Below are 17,663 nucleotides of genomic sequence, written 5' to 3' on the forward strand. Positions count from 1 at the left end.
TATTGCTTGCAACCAAGTGTAACGCAAACCAAACGGCTTGCCGATATATCGAAAAAAAGCCAGCAATCGCCCGAGACGTAACGAAAGCTGGCTGAAGCTGAAGTTCACTGCAAAATCAGTCGAGCAGATTACACCGATAAATAAGAAGCCACTTTGGCTTCATTAACTGTCTCGCGTAACTCCTCATGTACTATCTGGCCTTTCTCGATTACCAGAATCCGATCGGCGATATCCAACGCAAAACTTAACACTTGCTCAGAAACAACAATCGAAAGTCCACGCTGGTCGCGGATCGCTTTTAGCGTGCGGCCCATTTCGCGAATAATCGATGGCTGGATACCTTCGGTGGGCTCATCAAGAAACAGCATTTTCGGATCGCTCGCCAATGCACGGGCAATTGCCAATTGTTGCTGCTGTCCACCGGATAAATTCCCACCGCGGCGATTACGCATTTCCAACAGCACAGGAAACATATCGTAAAGTTCTTTGGGTACGGAGCGTCGTTTTGTCGTAGTCAGGCCGGTTTCAATATTTTCTTTCACCGTCATGCTGGAGAAAATCATCCGCCCTTGCGGCACAAAACCAAATCCGTTGGCGACGCGCTGAAAACTTTTTAACTGGCTGACTTCTTTACCATCCAGCGTTACGCTGCCGCCGGAACTGGGAATAACCCCCATTAGTGCTTTCATTAGCGTGGTTTTTCCCATACCGTTGCGGCCCATTACCGCCACAATTTCGCGCGGTCTTACCTCAAAATTTAATCCGTGCAACACTTCACTCTGGCCATAACTTACGCGATAGTCGGATACAGCTAACATAATCAGTTCCTCTTAAGGGCCAATATCAGTGCCCTGACTTAATGAATGGCCGGTATTAGTGTCCTAAATACACTTCAATCACTTTAGGATCATTCTTCACTTTATCGACTGACCCTTCAGCGAGAATTTTCCCTTGATGCAACACGGTAACCTTGTCAGCGATTTGGGCAACGAATTGCATATCGTGCTCAATCACAATTACCGAGCGGTCTTTAATAATGCTGCGCAACAATTCTGCCGTTTGTTGACGCTCGCCCACTGACATTCCTGCTACAGGCTCATCCAGCATTAACAAGTCCGGGTCTTGCATCAACAGCATACCGATTTCCAGCCATTGCTTTTGTCCGTGACTAAGCAGTTCTGCCTGACGATCCAACTGATCGCCGAGAAAAATCATATTGGCCACTTCATCAACCTTGCTGACAACCTCCTCATCGCGCTTGAACGCCAATGCACCAAATACTGAACGACCGCGCGGAAATGAAATCTCCAGGTTTTCAAATACCGTAAGGTCGCCATAAATTGACGGGTTTTGGAACTTCCTGCCTACGCCGGCTTTTACAATCTCATGTTCGCGCAATTTGGTTAATTCGCGATTGCGAAATTTAATGGAGCCGTCAGTCGCTTTGGTTCGGCCGCAAATCAAATCCAACACCGTGGTTTTGCCCGCACCGTTTGGCCCGATGATTACGCGAATTTCATTCTCATTCACATAAAAAGTCAGATCGTTAACCGCTTTAAATCCATCAAAGGAAACTGTCAGGCCTTCAACCGCAAGCACAAAGTCTGTATTACTACTCATGGACAGCTCCTTGGGGAATTACCGGAGTTTCAGCTTTAGTTATCGCTGCTTTAGACGACGGTGTTACAGGAGGTATTGATGGCGGTGGAGGCGAAACAGGTGCGGATATTTTTTTGCTAAATATTTTTTCAATTAACGCATCCACTTTCGGTGCAGCATAAGTGTTATACAAACCTGCCAGGCCGTTAGGGAACGCCATTACTACCGCAATAAACAATCCGCCCATCGCAAACAACCAGAGTTCAGGAAAACTTTCCGAGAAAGAGGTTTTGGCTGCGTTGACAATCAACGCACCATACACCGCACCGATAATGGAGAGACGGCCGCCCACTGCGCAGAAAATTACCATTTCAATTGACGGTACTATGCCCACCAGGGTTGGCGACATAAATCCCACTTGCAAGGTAAACATGGCACCGCCGATTGCAGCGAAGACACCGCCAATACAGAACACAAAGATTTTAAAATTAGCTACATCGTAACCGGAGAAACGCACGCGGTCTTCTTTATCCCGCATGGCAACCAGCAACCGGCCCAATTTACTTTTACGAATAAATTGCGCGATAAACAAGCAGATAAACAACATTGCCACGCAGACAAAGTAGAACACATATTTTGCGCTGTCAGTGCGGATATCGTAACCGTGCAAAGTGCGTAAATCGGTCATACCATTAACACCACCGGTATAACCTTGCTGGCCGATGATCAAGATAGTGAGAATCGCCGCGAGCGCCTGGGTGATAATCGCGAAATATACACCGCCTACACGGCGCTTGAACATGGCGACACCAACGATATAGCCAAAGACACACGGCAGTATAATAATCGCGGCCAGGGTAAACCCAAAACTATGGAAGGGTTCCCAGAAAAAGGGCAACTCGGTAATCTGGTTCCAATCCATAAAATCCGGGATGCCAGGTGTCGATTGAATTTTAGTACTTTCCGGATCAGAGGCTTCCAGTTTTAAAAACATCGCCATCGCATAACCGCCCAGACCGAAAAATACCCCCTGCCCCAAACTTAAAATCCCGCCATACCCCCAGCACAACACCAGACCGACGGCGACAAAGGCGTAAGTTAAATATTTACCGAAGAGATTGAGACGAAAAATATCCAGCGACAACGGCAGTACAATGAAAAGTATTATTGCGAGCACAACAAATCCCAATATTTCTTTTTTGGGAAAGAGTGAAGCCAAACCTGCTTTTGATATCAAAAGGGACATAATCAGCTACTCCTCTTAACGACGCACTTTCAAGGTGAATAAACCTTGCGGGCGCAACATGAGAATGAACACTACGAATAAGAGCGTAAGCACTTTGGACATAGATCCACTCATAAAGAATTCCATCGTTGATTGCGCCTGCGAAATGGTGAACGCAGAGGCGATAGTGCCAAGCAAACTGGATGCACCACCAAACACAACGACAAGGAATGTATCCACAATATACAGCTGCCCCGAGGTTGGACCGGTCGAACCGATCATGGTAAACGCGCTACCGGCAACTCCGGCAATTCCACAGCCGAGCGCAAAGGTAATGCGGTCAACTTTCGCAGTATTAATTCCTACCGCACCGGCCATAGGGCGGTTTTGCACCACTGCACGCACTTGTGTGCCCCAGCGTGAGCGATACATTAAAAATGCGACGATTAGTGAAATCCCGATGGCGAGGCTCATGACAAACAAACCGTTAATTGGCAATTCAATTGTCTCGGTTAATTGATATGAACCCATTAGCCAATCCGGTAGCGTCACACCTACTTCGCGTGCACCGAAAACAGTGCGGTAGAGTTGTTGCAAAATTAAACTCAATCCCCAGGTTGCTAAAAGTGTATCCAGAGGCCGGTGATATAAGTGTCGGATCATCGCCCACTCCACTAATGCTCCCAATGCCCCGGCAGCGATAAAGGCGAGCACCATGGCAAGAATAAAATAGATGCTGAAAAAATCTGGCAGGTAGGTTGAGAATACATGCGAGGTTAAATAGGTTACGTAAGCGCCGAGGATCATAAATTCCCCGTGTGCCATATTGATTACGCCCATCTGGCCGAAAATAATTGCCAACCCCAAGGCCATAAGTACAAACACTGAAAATAAAATCAATCCTGCTACGCCTTGCATGGCAAAGATCGATAACAACTCCGAGGTACTGTATTCAGCAAACATGGCTGTATCCTCATCATCTCGTTTAAAAAATACTGATACTTTTGAAGTGAGGGATAGTGTTTGATTTAAAACCGTATGGGGCATGGATGCCGAATCGAGCCTACAGGGATGTATTTACGGCGTGTTTTAAATTGAACACTATTCCTCACGTACTCCAATCTTGACTACCGAATAGTTACAGCCAGCCTTCGGCTGGCTGTAACTTTATTATTGATAACCTTTCGGGAATGGATCCGGCTCGATCAGATCCTTGGTTTCGAAGACCACATCATATTGACCGTCGCTACGTGCATGACCTACACGGGTTTTTGACCAGAGGTGATGGTTCGGGTGAACTTTCACATAACCTTCAGGAGCAGTAGTCAATTCAAGGCCAGGTGATGCAGCGCGCACTTTATCGATATCAAATGAGCCCGCTTTTTCCACCGCCGCTTTCCACAACCAGGGTCCAAGGTAAGCGGCCTGGGTCACATCACCGATCACAATGTCTTTACCGTATTTGGCTTTGAAGTCAGCAACAAATTTCTTGTTGTTGTCGTTAGGCAGACTTTGGAAATATTTCATCGCCGCATAAGCACCCACCATGTTCTCACCACCGATGCCGAGGATTTCGTCTTCAGTTACGGAGATAGTCAATACCAGTGGTTTCTCTTTGGTCATATCGATACCGGCCGCTTTCAATTGCTTGTAGAAGGCCACGTTAGAACCGCCCACCACAATTGCATAAATCACATCCGGCTTTTTCAATTTAATTTTGTTGATCACCGAGTTAAATTGGGTGTGGCCGAGGGGATAATATTCTTCACCCACTACGCTTAAACCTAACTTCTCAATGTGCTTGCGTGCAATTTTGTTGGAGGTTCGCGGCCAAATGTAATCCGAACCAAGCAGATAGAAAGATTTTGCGCCCTTGGTTTTTACCACCCAATCAATACCCGCAATAATTTGCTGCGTGGCTTCCTGACCGGTGTAAATCACATTGGGGGATTGCTCAAGACCTTCATAGAAAGTCGGGTAATAAAGCATACCGTTGTATTGCTCAAAGATTGGCAGCACAGCTTTGCGCGATGCAGATGTCCAGCAGCCAAACACTGCCGCCACTTTGTCATTCACTAATAATTTTTTGGATTTTTCTGCGAAGGTCGGCCAATCACTCGCACCATCTTCCTGGATGTATTCAATTTTACGACCCAGTACACCACCCATAGCGTTGATCTGGTCAATCGCCAATTTCTCTGCTTGCACGGAACCTGTCTCACTGATTGCCATAGTACCGGTGACCGAATGCAAAATACCGACTTTAACGGTGGTGTCGGTCACAGCCAGACCACTGGTGTTTACATCAGCAGCCTGTGCTGTGCCGAATGTCAGGGTAGCGGCGAGTGTTAATAAACATTTTTTCCAGGTTTTCACTACCGTACGGCTTTGGCGGAGGGGAGATAGCATGGTTTTGTTCATGGTCGTTCCTCAGGTAATTAAGAGTTGTTTATGTCGAACACAAGCTGTAATAGGGATTTGCAGGCTGTTACCACTGAGTTTGTTTTACTTACCGGTTTTACTGAATCCAACTGCCAAGAGAAGGCTTTGAAGCGGAAGCTATCTCTACGCTTCACAATCTAGGCGTATGGCTTGTTTGAAACCATTCGATAAATGACACAGACCGCTACGTCATTTAACGCATGGCGAGAAAATGAAAGTTGGTACAGCAATTGAGTAGTGATTAGTCGTCAGCATTTAAACGCCAGTGTTAATGGTGCTGATGTATTTAGCTGAAATAAAAATGCACCAAAAAAGAATCCGGATGCGTCCAAAACGCACGCAAAAGATGCGCAAAAAATAGTGCGCACATTAAATCATTCGCACCACACTATTAACTTAATGATGAGACGTTCCCGGACGAACAGATTGTTTATCGGGTAAGCAATGACAGCCAAACAGCACATATTTCGCGTGAGGCGTAATTACAACCAGTGGGTGGCAAACCAGACGCTGGAAGATTATGCATTGCGCTTTACCGCCAAAAGCGCACGGCGTTGGTCGGCTGCACGCGTAGCGACAACTGCGTTGGGGGCAATTTCCTTTCTCGCACTGGAAGCCATCGGCGGTGCAATTACCTTGCACTATGGTTTTAACAACGCCGTTGCCGCGATCATGGCGGTCAGCCTGATTATTTTCCTCACCGCAATTCCTATCAGCTACTACGCCGCCAAATACGGTGTTGATATCGATTTGCTCACACGTGGCGCAGGATTTGGTTACATCGGCTCAACCATCACCTCACTAATCTACGCAACGTTTACTTTTATTTTTTTCGCACTTGAAGCAGCCATTATGGCGATGGCTCTGGATTTATTATTCGGCATTCCCTTGGCGTGGGGCTATTTAATCAGTTCCCTGGCAATTATTCCGCTCGTGACCCACGGCATTACCTTTATCAGTCGCTTCCAATTATGGACGCAGCCGCTGTGGATTATTCTGCAACTATTGCCGTTTGTTTTTATTATTTATGCGGATGCCAGTGCGGTGGAAAGCTGGACGGAATTTTCGGGCAGCGTTCAGGCAAACGAACAAGTGGGAGAAGGTATTAATATTTTATTATTTGGTGCAGCATCCGCGGTGATTTTTTCGCTGATTGCGCAAATTGGCGAGCAGGTGGATTTTTTACGTTTCCTGCCCACACCAAAACCCAATGCACGCTGGCGTTGGTGGGCGGCATTGATTGCGGGCGGACCAGGCTGGATTGTGATAGGTACCATCAAAATTCTCGCCGGTTCATTTCTCGCTGTGCTCGCACTTAACCATGGAATCGGTTTGGCAGAAGCAGCTGATCCAACCCGCATGTATATGGTCGCCTTTAGCTATATCGCCAATTCGCCGGAAGTTGCACTGTCAATCGCCGGCATTTTTGTAATTTTGAGCCAGCTCAAAATTAACGTCACTAATGCTTACGCCGGGTCTATCGCCTGGTCGAATTTTTTCTCGCGCTTAACTCACAGCCATCCGGGGCGAGTGGTCTGGTTAGTATTCAATGTGGCGATTGCATTATTGTTGATGGAGTTAGGTGTTTATCGCGCGCTGGAACAAACGCTCGGTTTCTACGGCATTGTTGCTGTGGCCTGGTTAGGTTCATTGGTCGCAGATCTGGTAATCAACAAGCCACTTGGCCTTAGCCCGAAACATATCGAATTTAAACGCGCACATTTGTACGACATTAATCCTGTCGGTTTTGGCTCGATGTTGATTGCTTCAATCGTCGGTATTGTTTGCCATACCGGCGTGTTAGGTGAAATAGCCCAGGCACTTTCACATTTTATTGCGCTGGGCATTGCCTTGATCTCAGCGCCGGCGATTGCGTTTGCTACCGGCGGGCGTTATTACCTCTCGCGCCCTGTTGTAGAATTCGCTACCGGAACTGCGCAAGCTGATGGTGCCCACGCCACTATTTCCTGCTGTATTTGCGAGCATAAATTTGAAACCGAAGATATGACCTATTGTCCTGCATATGCCGGGGATATTTGTTCGCTCTGTTGTTCACTCGATGCCCGCTGCCACGACTACTGCAAACCCGGCGCCAGTTATGCCTCGCAGGTCGGTGAATTTTTCAAAGTATTTCTTCCCAAAAGCATCACCGAAAATGTTAATTCACGCTTGGGCCATTTTATTATTTTAGTCATGGTGATTAATGGCCTCTCGGCGATTTTGCTTTCACTGATTTATTTCCAAACACCTATCCACGCACCGGAAACAGCGGCACTGCTTGAAGCAACATTATGGAAAGTATTTTTCCTGCTGGTCATTATCACCGGCGTGGTGAGCTGGTTATTTGTATTAGCCCACGAAAGCCGCGTGGTTGCGCAAGAGGAATCGCAGCGGCAAACCCGTTTGTTGATGGAAGAAATTGAAGCGCATGAACGCACTGACCGCGCCTTACAAACTGCCAAAGAGGAAGCAGAAGCAGCAAACCAGGCCAAGAGTCGCTACTTAACCGGTATTAGCCATGAATTGCGTTCGCCGCTGAATGCGGTATTGGGTTACGCACAATTATTGGAGAAAGATCCGAGCATGCCGGAACATCGCAAAGATGCACTGGGAGTGATTCGTCGCAGCGGTGAACATCTGGCGGATTTGATCGAAGGCTTATTGGATATTTCCAAGATTGAAGCTGGCCGATTGGATTTGCATCAGGACCAGGTGCGCATCACCGTATTGATGGAACAATTGGTACATATGTTCCGCTTGCAGGCCGAGGCTAAAGGTCTCGCATTTATCTACGAATGCAGTGATCGCCTACCTGAATTGGTACGCACTGACGAAAAGCGCCTGCGCCAGATTTTAATTAATTTATTATCCAATGCGATTAAATATACCGAGAAAGGCAGCGTGGTTTTTAAATTGCGCTATCGCAGCCAGGTTGCAGAATTTACCATCACTGATACGGGCGAAGGAATTGCACCAGAAAATATCGAACGTATTTTCCGTCCCTTCGAACGCGTGCGCCGCCCCGGCTCTACTGCAACCGGAACGGGTTTGGGCTTAACCATTACCCGTTTGCTCAGCGAAATTATGGGTGGCGATATTGCGGTAACCAGCGCCCTCGGCAAGGGCAGCACGTTTAAAGCGAGTTTAATGCTGGCAAGCATCAGTAAACCGCGCACTGAATTTATTACCGCACCCGTGCAAACTATTTACGGCTATCAGGGAGCAGTGCGCAAGTTGATGCTTGTTGACGACGAAGTATCCCATCGTCAATTAATGCGCGCCATGTTGGAGCCGCTCGGCTTTATTATTATCGAATTGGATAATCCACTACTCGCAGTAGATCGGCTCGCACAAGAAATTGATCACAATAATTGCCCCGACTTGATTATGCTGGATGTTTCCATGCCCGGCCTGAATGGATGGCAACTGGCAAAACAATTACGCGAAGTTGGATTTCATGCACCGATTATTATGGTCTCTGCCGATGCCAGCGAAGGCAAGGATCTACCACTGCGCGACAATACCGAAATTACTCCGCTACACGATGCCTACGTTATTAAACCGGTGCACATCAATTTATTATTGGATCATATTGGTCGCCTGCTCAATCTGGCATGGCGTTATGAAAAACAGGAATTGATTCCTATTGAAATCGACTTGATTGAAACATATGAGCTGCCAGCAGAACATCATCTGGACGATATTGCCCATCTTGCTGCCATCGGACACAAAAAAGGCTTGCAGGAAAAAATACAGGAACTTGAAAAAGCCCCTGCTGTACATCCAGCATTTATTCAGGAAATTAAAAAACTCACTGCCAATTTCCAATTTGAAAAAATACTGGCGTTAGTAGATGCGGAAATTATTCAAGACCAATAGGCAAGTAACGACAGGTAAGCGCTAGTAGCCAGGTACAACAGCCATACACCAATAGAAGAGCTATTGCAATGAACACTAAAACACCATCACAAATTGTATTGGTAGTAGATGATGCCATCGACAGTATTCATATGCTCAACGATGTACTGGAAGAATCAAACTTCACCGTATTGGTAGCACTGGAAGGTGCGCAAGCGCTCACGATTACCAAAAATATTCGCCCGGATATTATTTTGCTCGACGCTATCATGCCGAACATGGATGGTTTTGAAACTTGTAGGCAATTAAAACTCAATCCACAACTTGCCGATGTGCCGATTATTTTTATGACTGGCTTGAGTGACACCGAACATGTGGTGATGGGATTAAACGCAGGTGGTGTGGATTATGTGACCAAGCCTATCAACCCCGATGAATTAATTGCGCGCATGCGGGTGCACCTTGCCAACGCCCGCATTACCCAAAGCGCTCGCGCAGCCCTGGATACTGCCGGCCAATATCTATTTACTATTGATTTACATGGCCAACTGGTCTGGGCAACACCCCAGGTTTACCAACTGCTTGATGGTGCCGGTGCCACCTCCGATTCAATCGCCCTCACCCCCACCACTGAGCAACAATTGCGCGAGTGGATCAGTCACAAACCCGAAGCAGGTCGACAATTGCCTTTGCAACAACTCACGCAGGAGCTCAAGGTGGAAATGTTGAACTTGATCGACGGCAAAGAATATTTGTTACGCCTGACCAATCCACATAAACCGGCAAATGATACATATTCACTAAAACAACAATTTTCTGTGACCGGACGGGAGGCCGACGTGCTGGTATGGATTGCCAATGGTAAAACCAACCGCGAAATTGGCCAAATTCTGGAAATGAGCCCGCGCACCGTCAATAAACATTTAGAACAGATATTCAAGAAACTGGGCGTTGAAAACAGAACCTCTGCTGCGGCTGTTGCCATCAAATGCCTGAGTAAAGCTTGATCTTTCAGCACACAAAAAATCGATTATTTAGCCATATCATTGGAATGGGTTATAAAGGGTATTGACGAATGTCATTAGTTACTAAAATTTACCAGTTGGAATATTGAATTTACCCATGGCGGTGATTATCGTACGCGCGATTATTACGATGTTCAGGAGCCTTACCTATGGGATTATTTATTCTGGGTATTTTCATAATAGCGGCCATCTATGTACAAAATAGAGGCGCTGTCCAGCATGACCGATTCACCCGCAAATTAACCGACCACTCCAACCTTCTCGCTCCGATCAACTGCCTGTTTTATTTTTTCTCCAGGCATACCCAATCTGTCTACCTCGACGTAAACCAGTTTCCCGAACTGAAAATATTTCAGGACAATTGGGAAATAATTCGCGATGAAGCCATCAACCTGGATAACGCCGCCCAGATTAAAGCCTCCAAAGATTTGGATGATCTCGGGTTTAATTCTTTTTTCCGCACTGGCTGGAAACGTTTTTACCTGAAATGGTATGGTGCCAATCTAAAATCGGCAGAGCAACTTTGCCCGAAAACGTTGGCACTGATTAATCAGGTACCCAATGTTAAAGGTGCGATGTTTACCATGTTGCCGCCCGGTGCACGCCTGACCAAACACCGCGATCCTTATGCGGGTTCTTTGCGCTATCACTTGGGATTAATCACTCCTAACTCAGATGATTGTTACATTTCTGTTGATGGACAAAAATATTCCTGGCGCGATGGCGAAGCGGTTATGTTTGATGAAACCTTCATCCATTATGCGGAAAACAAAACTGACCAAAATCGGATTATTTTTTTTCTGGACATTAAACGTCCGGTCGATTTTGTAATCGTTGACTGGTTTAATGAGATATTTTCACGTCTGGTTGTCGCCGGTTCCGCCACTAAAAATATCGATGGCGATAAAGTCGGTTTTTTAAACCGCGCATTCGGTTATCTGTATCAAGTGCGCATACTAGGTAAAAAAATCAAAGCGTTCAACAAGCCTTTCTATTATGTATTGCAATACAGCCTCTACCTCGCACTGATTTATTGGATTTTCTTCTAGTCAATTTGCATAACTGAAAAGGCAGCTCTAATGAGCTGCCTTTTTTTATTCTGCCAAAACAGACCAGGATCACCATTCTGAAATAGTGTCACCAAAAATAACACTCATTTGCCGGCACATAACTTTCATACCGTAAAATAGCATCCCATTAACATTGTTCCGGCCATGCCTACCACATCTTGGCATAAAACATGCGAGCTACGAAGCGCATGGTATTTTTTGCAGCATCGAATTCGTCGGTTCAACTAGTGGAGGGAACTTCCTTGGACAGAAATATCGCACTTGATATTTTGAAGTTATCAATGGCTTTTATGGTGGTGGGAATACACACCGAATTTTTACGCGATTTCAGCGCAGCCTGGTCCTACTTCACTGCGTTTGGCATATTCAGAATTGCAGTGCCGGTTTTCTTATTAATCAGCGGTTTTTATTTTTATCAAACCCTGGAGAACAACAAGACTGCACTCTGGTTTAAAAGATGCCTGTTATTATATTGCTTCTGGATGATTGTTTACTCGGTATTCTGGTTTAAACCGACCGAGCTATCGCTCAAGATGTTTTTCATCCAAATTGTTGTCGGTTATTATCACCTTTGGTACGTCGCAGGAATGATAGGAGCGGCATTTATGCTTCTCGTCATCCGCCGATTTAATTCACCCATGCTGATTTTTATTAGCATTGCCATTTATTTAATAGGTGTGATTATTCAATATGCGGGAAATTATCACATTGTTGAAAATGCACGGTTGGATAAGATTATCAATATCAATTTTGTTCATCGGAATGCGTTGTTTTTTTCGCTTCCCTTTTTCTGCAGCGGTTATCTCATCCATAAACACAACATTCATACACTGATATCATTCACCGCCGCAAAAGTATTGACTGCCATTGGCGTAGTTTTACTGTCAGTTGAAATCTATTTTAATTACGCAGCACCAGGTCGGGATGGTGGTTTTGATAATTTCTTTTCGTTGATCATATTGTGCCCCGCCCTGTTTATTTTATTTATGCACATCAACCTATTCAGCAACACTAAAAATATTGCGCTCTACGCAACTGCTATTTATTTTGTGCACCCACTTTTTCTCCTGCCGTTGGCCGGCCTATTGGCTACACAGGCAACACTGTTTACGCTGGTTGTTATTGCGTTATCTGTTGCTGCTGCCTATTTCCTTATCGCCATTAATAAAAAGGCCAGGTTCATTCTCTGAACCTGGCCTGCTGGATATTGAGCAAACCCGTTAGTTACCGGGCAATAAAATCGTTATGGTCTTCCGTTATCCCGGAATAACGCCTCCCATGATTCAGTTCCTTATTGATTAATTTGCCATACAGCCACAACAGTTGGTATCAGGTGGATTCAATCTTCATCAAGGTAGCATTGCCGCCGCGATAGGACTCATGAGCGATAAATGTCCAGCCCAGCCCTTCATAAAATGTTTTCCGGTCAGGTGTGAAGAGATAGAGCGGGCTATGCCCAAGCGCTTGGGCTTCACTGACAACACGCTTGACCAGCGCTGTGCCAAATCCACGATGGCGGTAATCCGGATTTACATAGACGCTCGCCAACCAGGGTGATAACTCCGGATGGCTGTCCATATCGCTTTCCACCAATGCTGCCGTACCTACCACTTGCTTTCCATCAACACAGATATACATCGCGGGTATGGCTGCACCTTTTAAATAGCGTTGCATTTTTTCGATGCGGATTGCCACCGTTCCGCCCGGATTTAAATAACCCCATTGGGCATGATGCCAAGCGGCAATGGTGGGAATGTGTTCGGGTGCAAGCGCAAGGTTGATGATCTTCATTGGGGTTTATCCTGATAATCCAGAGGGCGGCATTATCTACCGATCACTGTACGTTAAGAAGTATTGTCCGACGAAAGCATAAGCAGAAATGTTCTCAGGCTTATTTCTTGGATAAAGGAGTTTCACTCTTTATATTCCATAAAGTGAACCCTCCCACATTGACTTTATTTTCAACTTGGGACGATTTTACCGACACCCTGCTTTAGGGTGGCACGTCGGCCAAAGCTCACTCTGCCAACCGCCCACAAGCAACACCCTATCTAACAATAACACTGGGACTCATCATGAAAATGCTAAAGAATGCCTTACTCGTATGGGGGGCAGTCGTGCTCGCACCTGCCTGCTCCGCCACGATCACCCACTATGGAGCGGGGAATATTACCGATGCCGCCAACCCTGCTGGCTATAAATGTGCCGTCGACCACGGCAACTGGATTTACAACGCGGGCATCGTAAAGCCGGGGGTAAGCAGCTGCAGCCCAATCGGCGCGCCCGCTCCTATTTATCCCCAAAAAGTGGCACCGGCTACCGGGAAACATACCATGACCCACCGCTGGTGGGGTTCGATCTCCTTTATGGGAGAAATGAAAGTCGGCGATCCTAACGGCGCAGGCTACATCACGCCCGACCCCATGACCGCCCGCATTACCGAGCGCGGCGTACGCATTTTGGGAATTCCTGGCGGACTGCGTACCAGTCCTACCGCAACCCAATATTCAATTCCCGATCCATTCAATGAAGTGTTTGATGGGATCGCGGTGGGCAATACGGATTACAACAATCTTGAAGCCTACCTCAAGGATTACAGCGATGGTTCGGTCACCGTGCAATGGAACAGCGGCAGCACACCAGTGATGGAAGCCACCTTCGTACATGGCTCGCCCTATGCTTATTTCACTGCATTAAAAGGCAACTTGCAGCTGCGTACTAAAGCCGTCGATGGTGGTGAGAAAGGTATTTTTTATCAAAACGGAAATACCATTGGTGTGTGGACCAATGTTGCGGGCAACCACAACAACTTCCTGATCACTGGTCACGATGCAACAACGTTTAGCGGTATCAACAGCGCCACCATCGGTGTAAACAACACCAGCAGGCGCATGACGGTAACGCTGTTACCGCAAGTATCCGGAATTCCTGCAACGGCGATGATCCAGGATTTTGCGCAATACGCAACACAGCGCGTGGACAAAGTAAACATCACTTACGCCGTTAACCGCACCACCAGCAAAGTAACTGTAACGCACAAATATCAATTCAATAATGCAGCGGTCACCACCATGGCCGGCATGCTGCCGATGGCCTGGAAAAACTCCACTCAACCGGTGAGCAACTACAAAGTACGCAGCGCGCGCGGCGTTACCAAATTTGCTGTAACCAACAATTTTAGTTACACCATTCCATTCGTTGGCGTACTGCCTTACTTGCCGGAAAATATCGGCGATTACGATTCCAGCCAATTGCAAGCGTTTGTGACCGAATTTGTAAGCCAGGGTCCAGCGGCGTGGAATGATAAAACCGATACCTACTGGGCCGGTAAAAATTACGGCAAAGTCGCAGAGCTTGCCGCTATTGCACGCTCAATTGGCATGACTGCGGAAGCAGATCAATTAATCAATTGGTTGAAAGGTGAATTGCAAGACTGGTTCCGCGCAAACACCAACGGCACTGTCGACACCACCAAATATTTTTCTTACGACAGCAACTGGAATACCTTGCTCGGTTACGATGAATCCTTTGGTGCGCAACAACAATTAAATGATCACCATTTCCACTATGGTTATTTTGTTCGCGCCGCCGCAGAAATTTGCCGCGTCGATGCCAGTTGGTGTAGCGCTACTCATTACGGTCCAATGGTGGAATTGTTAATTCGCGATTACGCCGCACCGCGCGATGATGCACTCTTCCCTTACCTGCGCAACTTTGATCCGGCTTATGGTTTCTCATGGGCATCAGGCCACGCCAATTTTGTGTTAGGTAATAATAACGAATCCACTTCTGAAGCAGCCAACGCTTACGGCGCAATCGTATTGTACGGACAAATCACCAACAACCGCGCACTCACTGAACGCGGTATTTATTTACACGCATCATCAACTGCGGCGTATTGGGAATATTGGAACAACCTTGATCGTTTCCGTAGATTAAGCGGCGATTACGATAACTTTGATACTGCTTATCCGAAAATGACCACCTCCATTATTTGGGGCAACGGCCATGTTTTCTCCACCTGGTTCAGCGGTGCTTATGCGCACATTTTAGGCATCCAGGGATTACCGCTTAGCCCATTGGTATTCCATATCGGCCAGCATGCTGATTATCTGGATAAATATGTTGAGCTGGGTATGGCTGAATCAAGCAACGGCAAACCATCCGGTTTGGTTAATGACCAATGGCGCGATGTCTGGTGGAATATTTGGGCGATGGCTGATGGCCAGGCTGCAGTCGAAGATATGAATACCTACGGATTTAATTACATTCCGGAAGCAGGCGAAACCAAAGCTCACACGTACCACTGGGTACACACGCTCAAACAATTAGGTCATCTTGCGACAGGTACAGGTTCATTGACTGCAACCAGTCCTACCGCTGTTGCATTTAATAAAAATGGCAGCTTGACCTACATCGCCTACAACTATGGTTGCAGCCCGCAATACATTGTGTTCTCCGACGGCATGACCTTGAATGTACCCGAGAGAAGTTTCCGCGTAAAACGCACTGGCGACACACCGGATAGTTTGCCGACCTCTACCAGCTGCACTCCAGCTACCAACTCATCAAACAGTAGCCTTGCAAGTTCGATAACCAACAGCATCACTTCATCCAAGGCAAGCAGTTCAACCGCACCTGGCTCAGTTGCAACAACCAGCTCTGCTACCACCAGTAGCGCAGTAGCAAGCAGCAGTTCGGTTGTACCTGCCAGCTCGCAAGGCTCCAGCTCTTCTGTGGCTAATGGAAATTATGGCCACGTAATTGTCACTGAAAATAGCGTGAAATTTTTTGCCAACAATGCAGCTTGGGCGGATATTCATTTCATCGTGAATGGCGGCGGCCAACAAAATATCCGCATGACGCATAACGCGGATAATTCCAATACCTACGATTTAACCGGATTGCCTGCGGGTGCAACCGTGAAATATTTCATGACTGTTGCACAGGAAATTGGCGCGATAGATACGCCTTGGGCTGAATTTATCCTGAGCGGTTCTGTTGCCTCTTCCAGTGCTGCATCCAGCACCCCGGCGGGCAGTTCATCCAGTGCAAGTTCAGTTGCTGCATTCAGTCAACACATCGAAGCAGAAAGTTTTGCGTTTATGTCTGGCCTTGAATTGTTCAGCACTACCGATGTCGGCGGTGGCCAGGTTGTAGGTGCAATTGACGCAGGTGATTGGATGGCATTTACCAACATCACCTTCCCGGCTACCGGTAATTATTTGGTGGAATATCGCGTAGCCAGTCCAACCGGCTCACTGCTTTCACTCGACTTAAACGGCGGTTCAATTGTGCTGGGTAATGCGATTATTCCTGCCACTGGTGACTGGGGTAATTTCACCACTGTTAGTCAAATCGTCAACGTCAATGCAGGCACATTTAATGTCGGTATTTATGCACAGCAGGGTGGTTGGAGTATTAACTGGTTGCGGATTACCAAGCTGTAAAATTGCTTTATCCGATTTAAAAAAAGAGATGCCGCAGTTGATATCTCAACTGCGGCATAGCGAAAATAAATTACAACACTCATACACGGATATTTATCATGAAAAAAGTTCTCACTGCACTCACGTTAGCAGCTAGCCTAATGCTGAGTACCCAAGCTGGCGCCGTTATTATCGATGCATCAACTGTCATCCCAAAAGAAAATATTTTATTGAACTTTAATGGTTTGGATTGGGTTTATGCAGGCCCTATTCCTACAGAATATTTTGGCCCGGGCAACCTGGAAACCCCCGAGTATCGTGCAGCTGAAGGTTGGCGTTATGCCACAGAAGAAGAGTGGGCTTCACGTCCTGACTGGACAGATTTCATCATCGGTAATGCAACAATTGACCCAGTCTCCGGCTTTAGTGATCATTCACTCTATCGTTTTGCCTCCGAATACTGGAGCAACTACAACCATATCGATTTGAGTGATGCTGCGGGTGGCTTACTCACTAATGGTGAGTATATAAACTGGGAAGCACAACACGAAACCTGGTATGTACGCGATGCAGTTACTGCTGACGTACCGGAATCCTCATCGATTATTTTATTAAGCCTTGGCCTATTAGGTTTGGTTCTGGGCCGCAGAAAGCACTGCAAATAAAATCCTGGTTCCCGCGTATAAAAAAAGCTGCATTTACATGCGGCTTTTTTATTAACCAGAGAAATTTAGTCTCCCGATTATAGATAACTTTTGGCATAAGTTATTATCAATAAAAATATCGTTAAAATAATTAACAATTAATTCTGATTAATGCCTGTACCCAAATATACAGAACCTCGCTTCACGTAGGTATCATCGCAACCCAGATATCCCATCAATTGCGCGTCACAATTCTGGTCGTAAGAACCCCTGCTCCACGCACCAAAGCTTCCCCCTCATCTCCACCTTCATCTAAATAGCCAAAATGCGGTAGTTGCAAAAGCCGAAACTTTATACGCCATTAATAAGAG

The 17,663-nt window shown here is 46.5% G+C and carries 12 protein-coding genes; 6 read left to right on the plus strand and 6 right to left on the minus strand.

Annotation, left to right across the window (positions count from 1 at the left end; genetic code table 11):
* Nucleotides 1-128: 128 nt before the first annotated feature.
* The 5 genes from urtE to urtA form a co-directional block, all read right to left on the minus strand.
* Nucleotides 129-818, minus strand: coding sequence for an urea ABC transporter ATP-binding subunit UrtE (urtE, locus tag AC1RJL_RS09290; protein ID WP_492913175.1), 690 nt, complete (start codon nucleotides 816-818; stop codon nucleotides 129-131).
* A gap of 55 nt (nucleotides 819-873) precedes the next feature.
* Complete coding sequence (gene urtD, locus AC1RJL_RS09295) at nucleotides 874-1,620, minus strand: urea ABC transporter ATP-binding protein UrtD (protein ID WP_492913177.1); 747 nt, start codon at nucleotides 1,618-1,620, stop codon at nucleotides 874-876.
* Nucleotides 1,613-2,845: an urea ABC transporter permease subunit UrtC gene (gene urtC / locus AC1RJL_RS09300; RefSeq protein WP_492913179.1), complete on the minus strand. Its 1,233-nt coding sequence runs from the start codon at nucleotides 2,843-2,845 to the stop codon at nucleotides 1,613-1,615. Before urtC ends, urtD begins: the two co-directional genes overlap by 8 nt.
* Before the next feature lie 15 nt (nucleotides 2,846-2,860).
* Complete coding sequence (urtB, locus tag AC1RJL_RS09305; protein ID WP_492913181.1) at nucleotides 2,861-3,787, minus strand: urea ABC transporter permease subunit UrtB; 927 nt, start codon at nucleotides 3,785-3,787, stop codon at nucleotides 2,861-2,863.
* Between the two features lie 207 nt (nucleotides 3,788-3,994).
* Nucleotides 3,995-5,245 carry an urea ABC transporter substrate-binding protein gene (gene urtA / locus AC1RJL_RS09310; protein WP_492913183.1) on the minus strand — a complete coding sequence of 417 codons (1,251 nt, stop codon included), beginning with the start codon at nucleotides 5,243-5,245 and terminating at the stop codon, nucleotides 3,995-3,997.
* Between the two features lie 465 nt (nucleotides 5,246-5,710).
* Here urtA and AC1RJL_RS09315 point away from each other — a divergent pair, with 465 nt between their 5' ends.
* The 4 genes from AC1RJL_RS09315 (at nucleotide 5,711) to AC1RJL_RS09330 (ending at nucleotide 12,409) form a co-directional block, all read left to right on the plus strand.
* Nucleotides 5,711-9,145 (plus strand): ATP-binding protein, encoded by a 3,435-nt coding sequence (locus AC1RJL_RS09315; RefSeq protein ID WP_492913185.1) that lies wholly within the window; start codon nucleotides 5,711-5,713, stop codon nucleotides 9,143-9,145.
* Between the two features lie 68 nt (nucleotides 9,146-9,213).
* Nucleotides 9,214-10,131 carry a response regulator gene (locus tag AC1RJL_RS09320; RefSeq protein ID WP_492913187.1) on the plus strand — a complete coding sequence of 306 codons (918 nt, stop codon included), beginning with the start codon at nucleotides 9,214-9,216 and terminating at the stop codon, nucleotides 10,129-10,131.
* A 167-nt stretch (nucleotides 10,132-10,298) separates the two neighbouring features.
* The gene (locus AC1RJL_RS09325; protein ID WP_492913189.1) at nucleotides 10,299-11,198 is read left to right on the plus strand and encodes an aspartyl/asparaginyl beta-hydroxylase domain-containing protein; all 900 of its coding nucleotides are present in this window, start codon (nucleotides 10,299-10,301) and stop codon (nucleotides 11,196-11,198) included.
* A 263-nt stretch (nucleotides 11,199-11,461) separates the two neighbouring features.
* Complete coding sequence (locus AC1RJL_RS09330; protein ID WP_492913191.1) at nucleotides 11,462-12,409, plus strand: acyltransferase family protein; 948 nt, start codon at nucleotides 11,462-11,464, stop codon at nucleotides 12,407-12,409.
* A 139-nt stretch (nucleotides 12,410-12,548) separates the two neighbouring features.
* Here AC1RJL_RS09330 and AC1RJL_RS09335 read toward each other — a convergent pair whose 3' ends face one another.
* Nucleotides 12,549-13,010 (minus strand): GNAT family N-acetyltransferase, encoded by a 462-nt coding sequence (locus AC1RJL_RS09335; RefSeq protein WP_492913193.1) that lies wholly within the window; start codon nucleotides 13,008-13,010, stop codon nucleotides 12,549-12,551.
* Nucleotides 13,011-13,294: 284 nt separating this feature from the next.
* Here AC1RJL_RS09335 and AC1RJL_RS09340 point away from each other — a divergent pair, with 284 nt between their 5' ends.
* A complete protein-coding gene (locus AC1RJL_RS09340) occupies nucleotides 13,295-16,669 on the plus strand; it encodes a glycosyl hydrolase (protein WP_492913194.1) in 3,375 nt (1,124 codons plus the stop codon).
* 98 nt (nucleotides 16,670-16,767) lie between these two features.
* On the plus strand, nucleotides 16,768-17,313 hold the full coding sequence (locus AC1RJL_RS09345) for a PEP-CTERM sorting domain-containing protein (protein ID WP_492913195.1): 546 nt from the start codon (nucleotides 16,768-16,770) through the stop codon (nucleotides 17,311-17,313).
* The last annotated feature ends 350 nt before the right edge of the window (nucleotides 17,314-17,663 follow it).

It is taken from the genome of Cellvibrio sp. GW822-FHT04B05, from assembly GCF_058800985.1.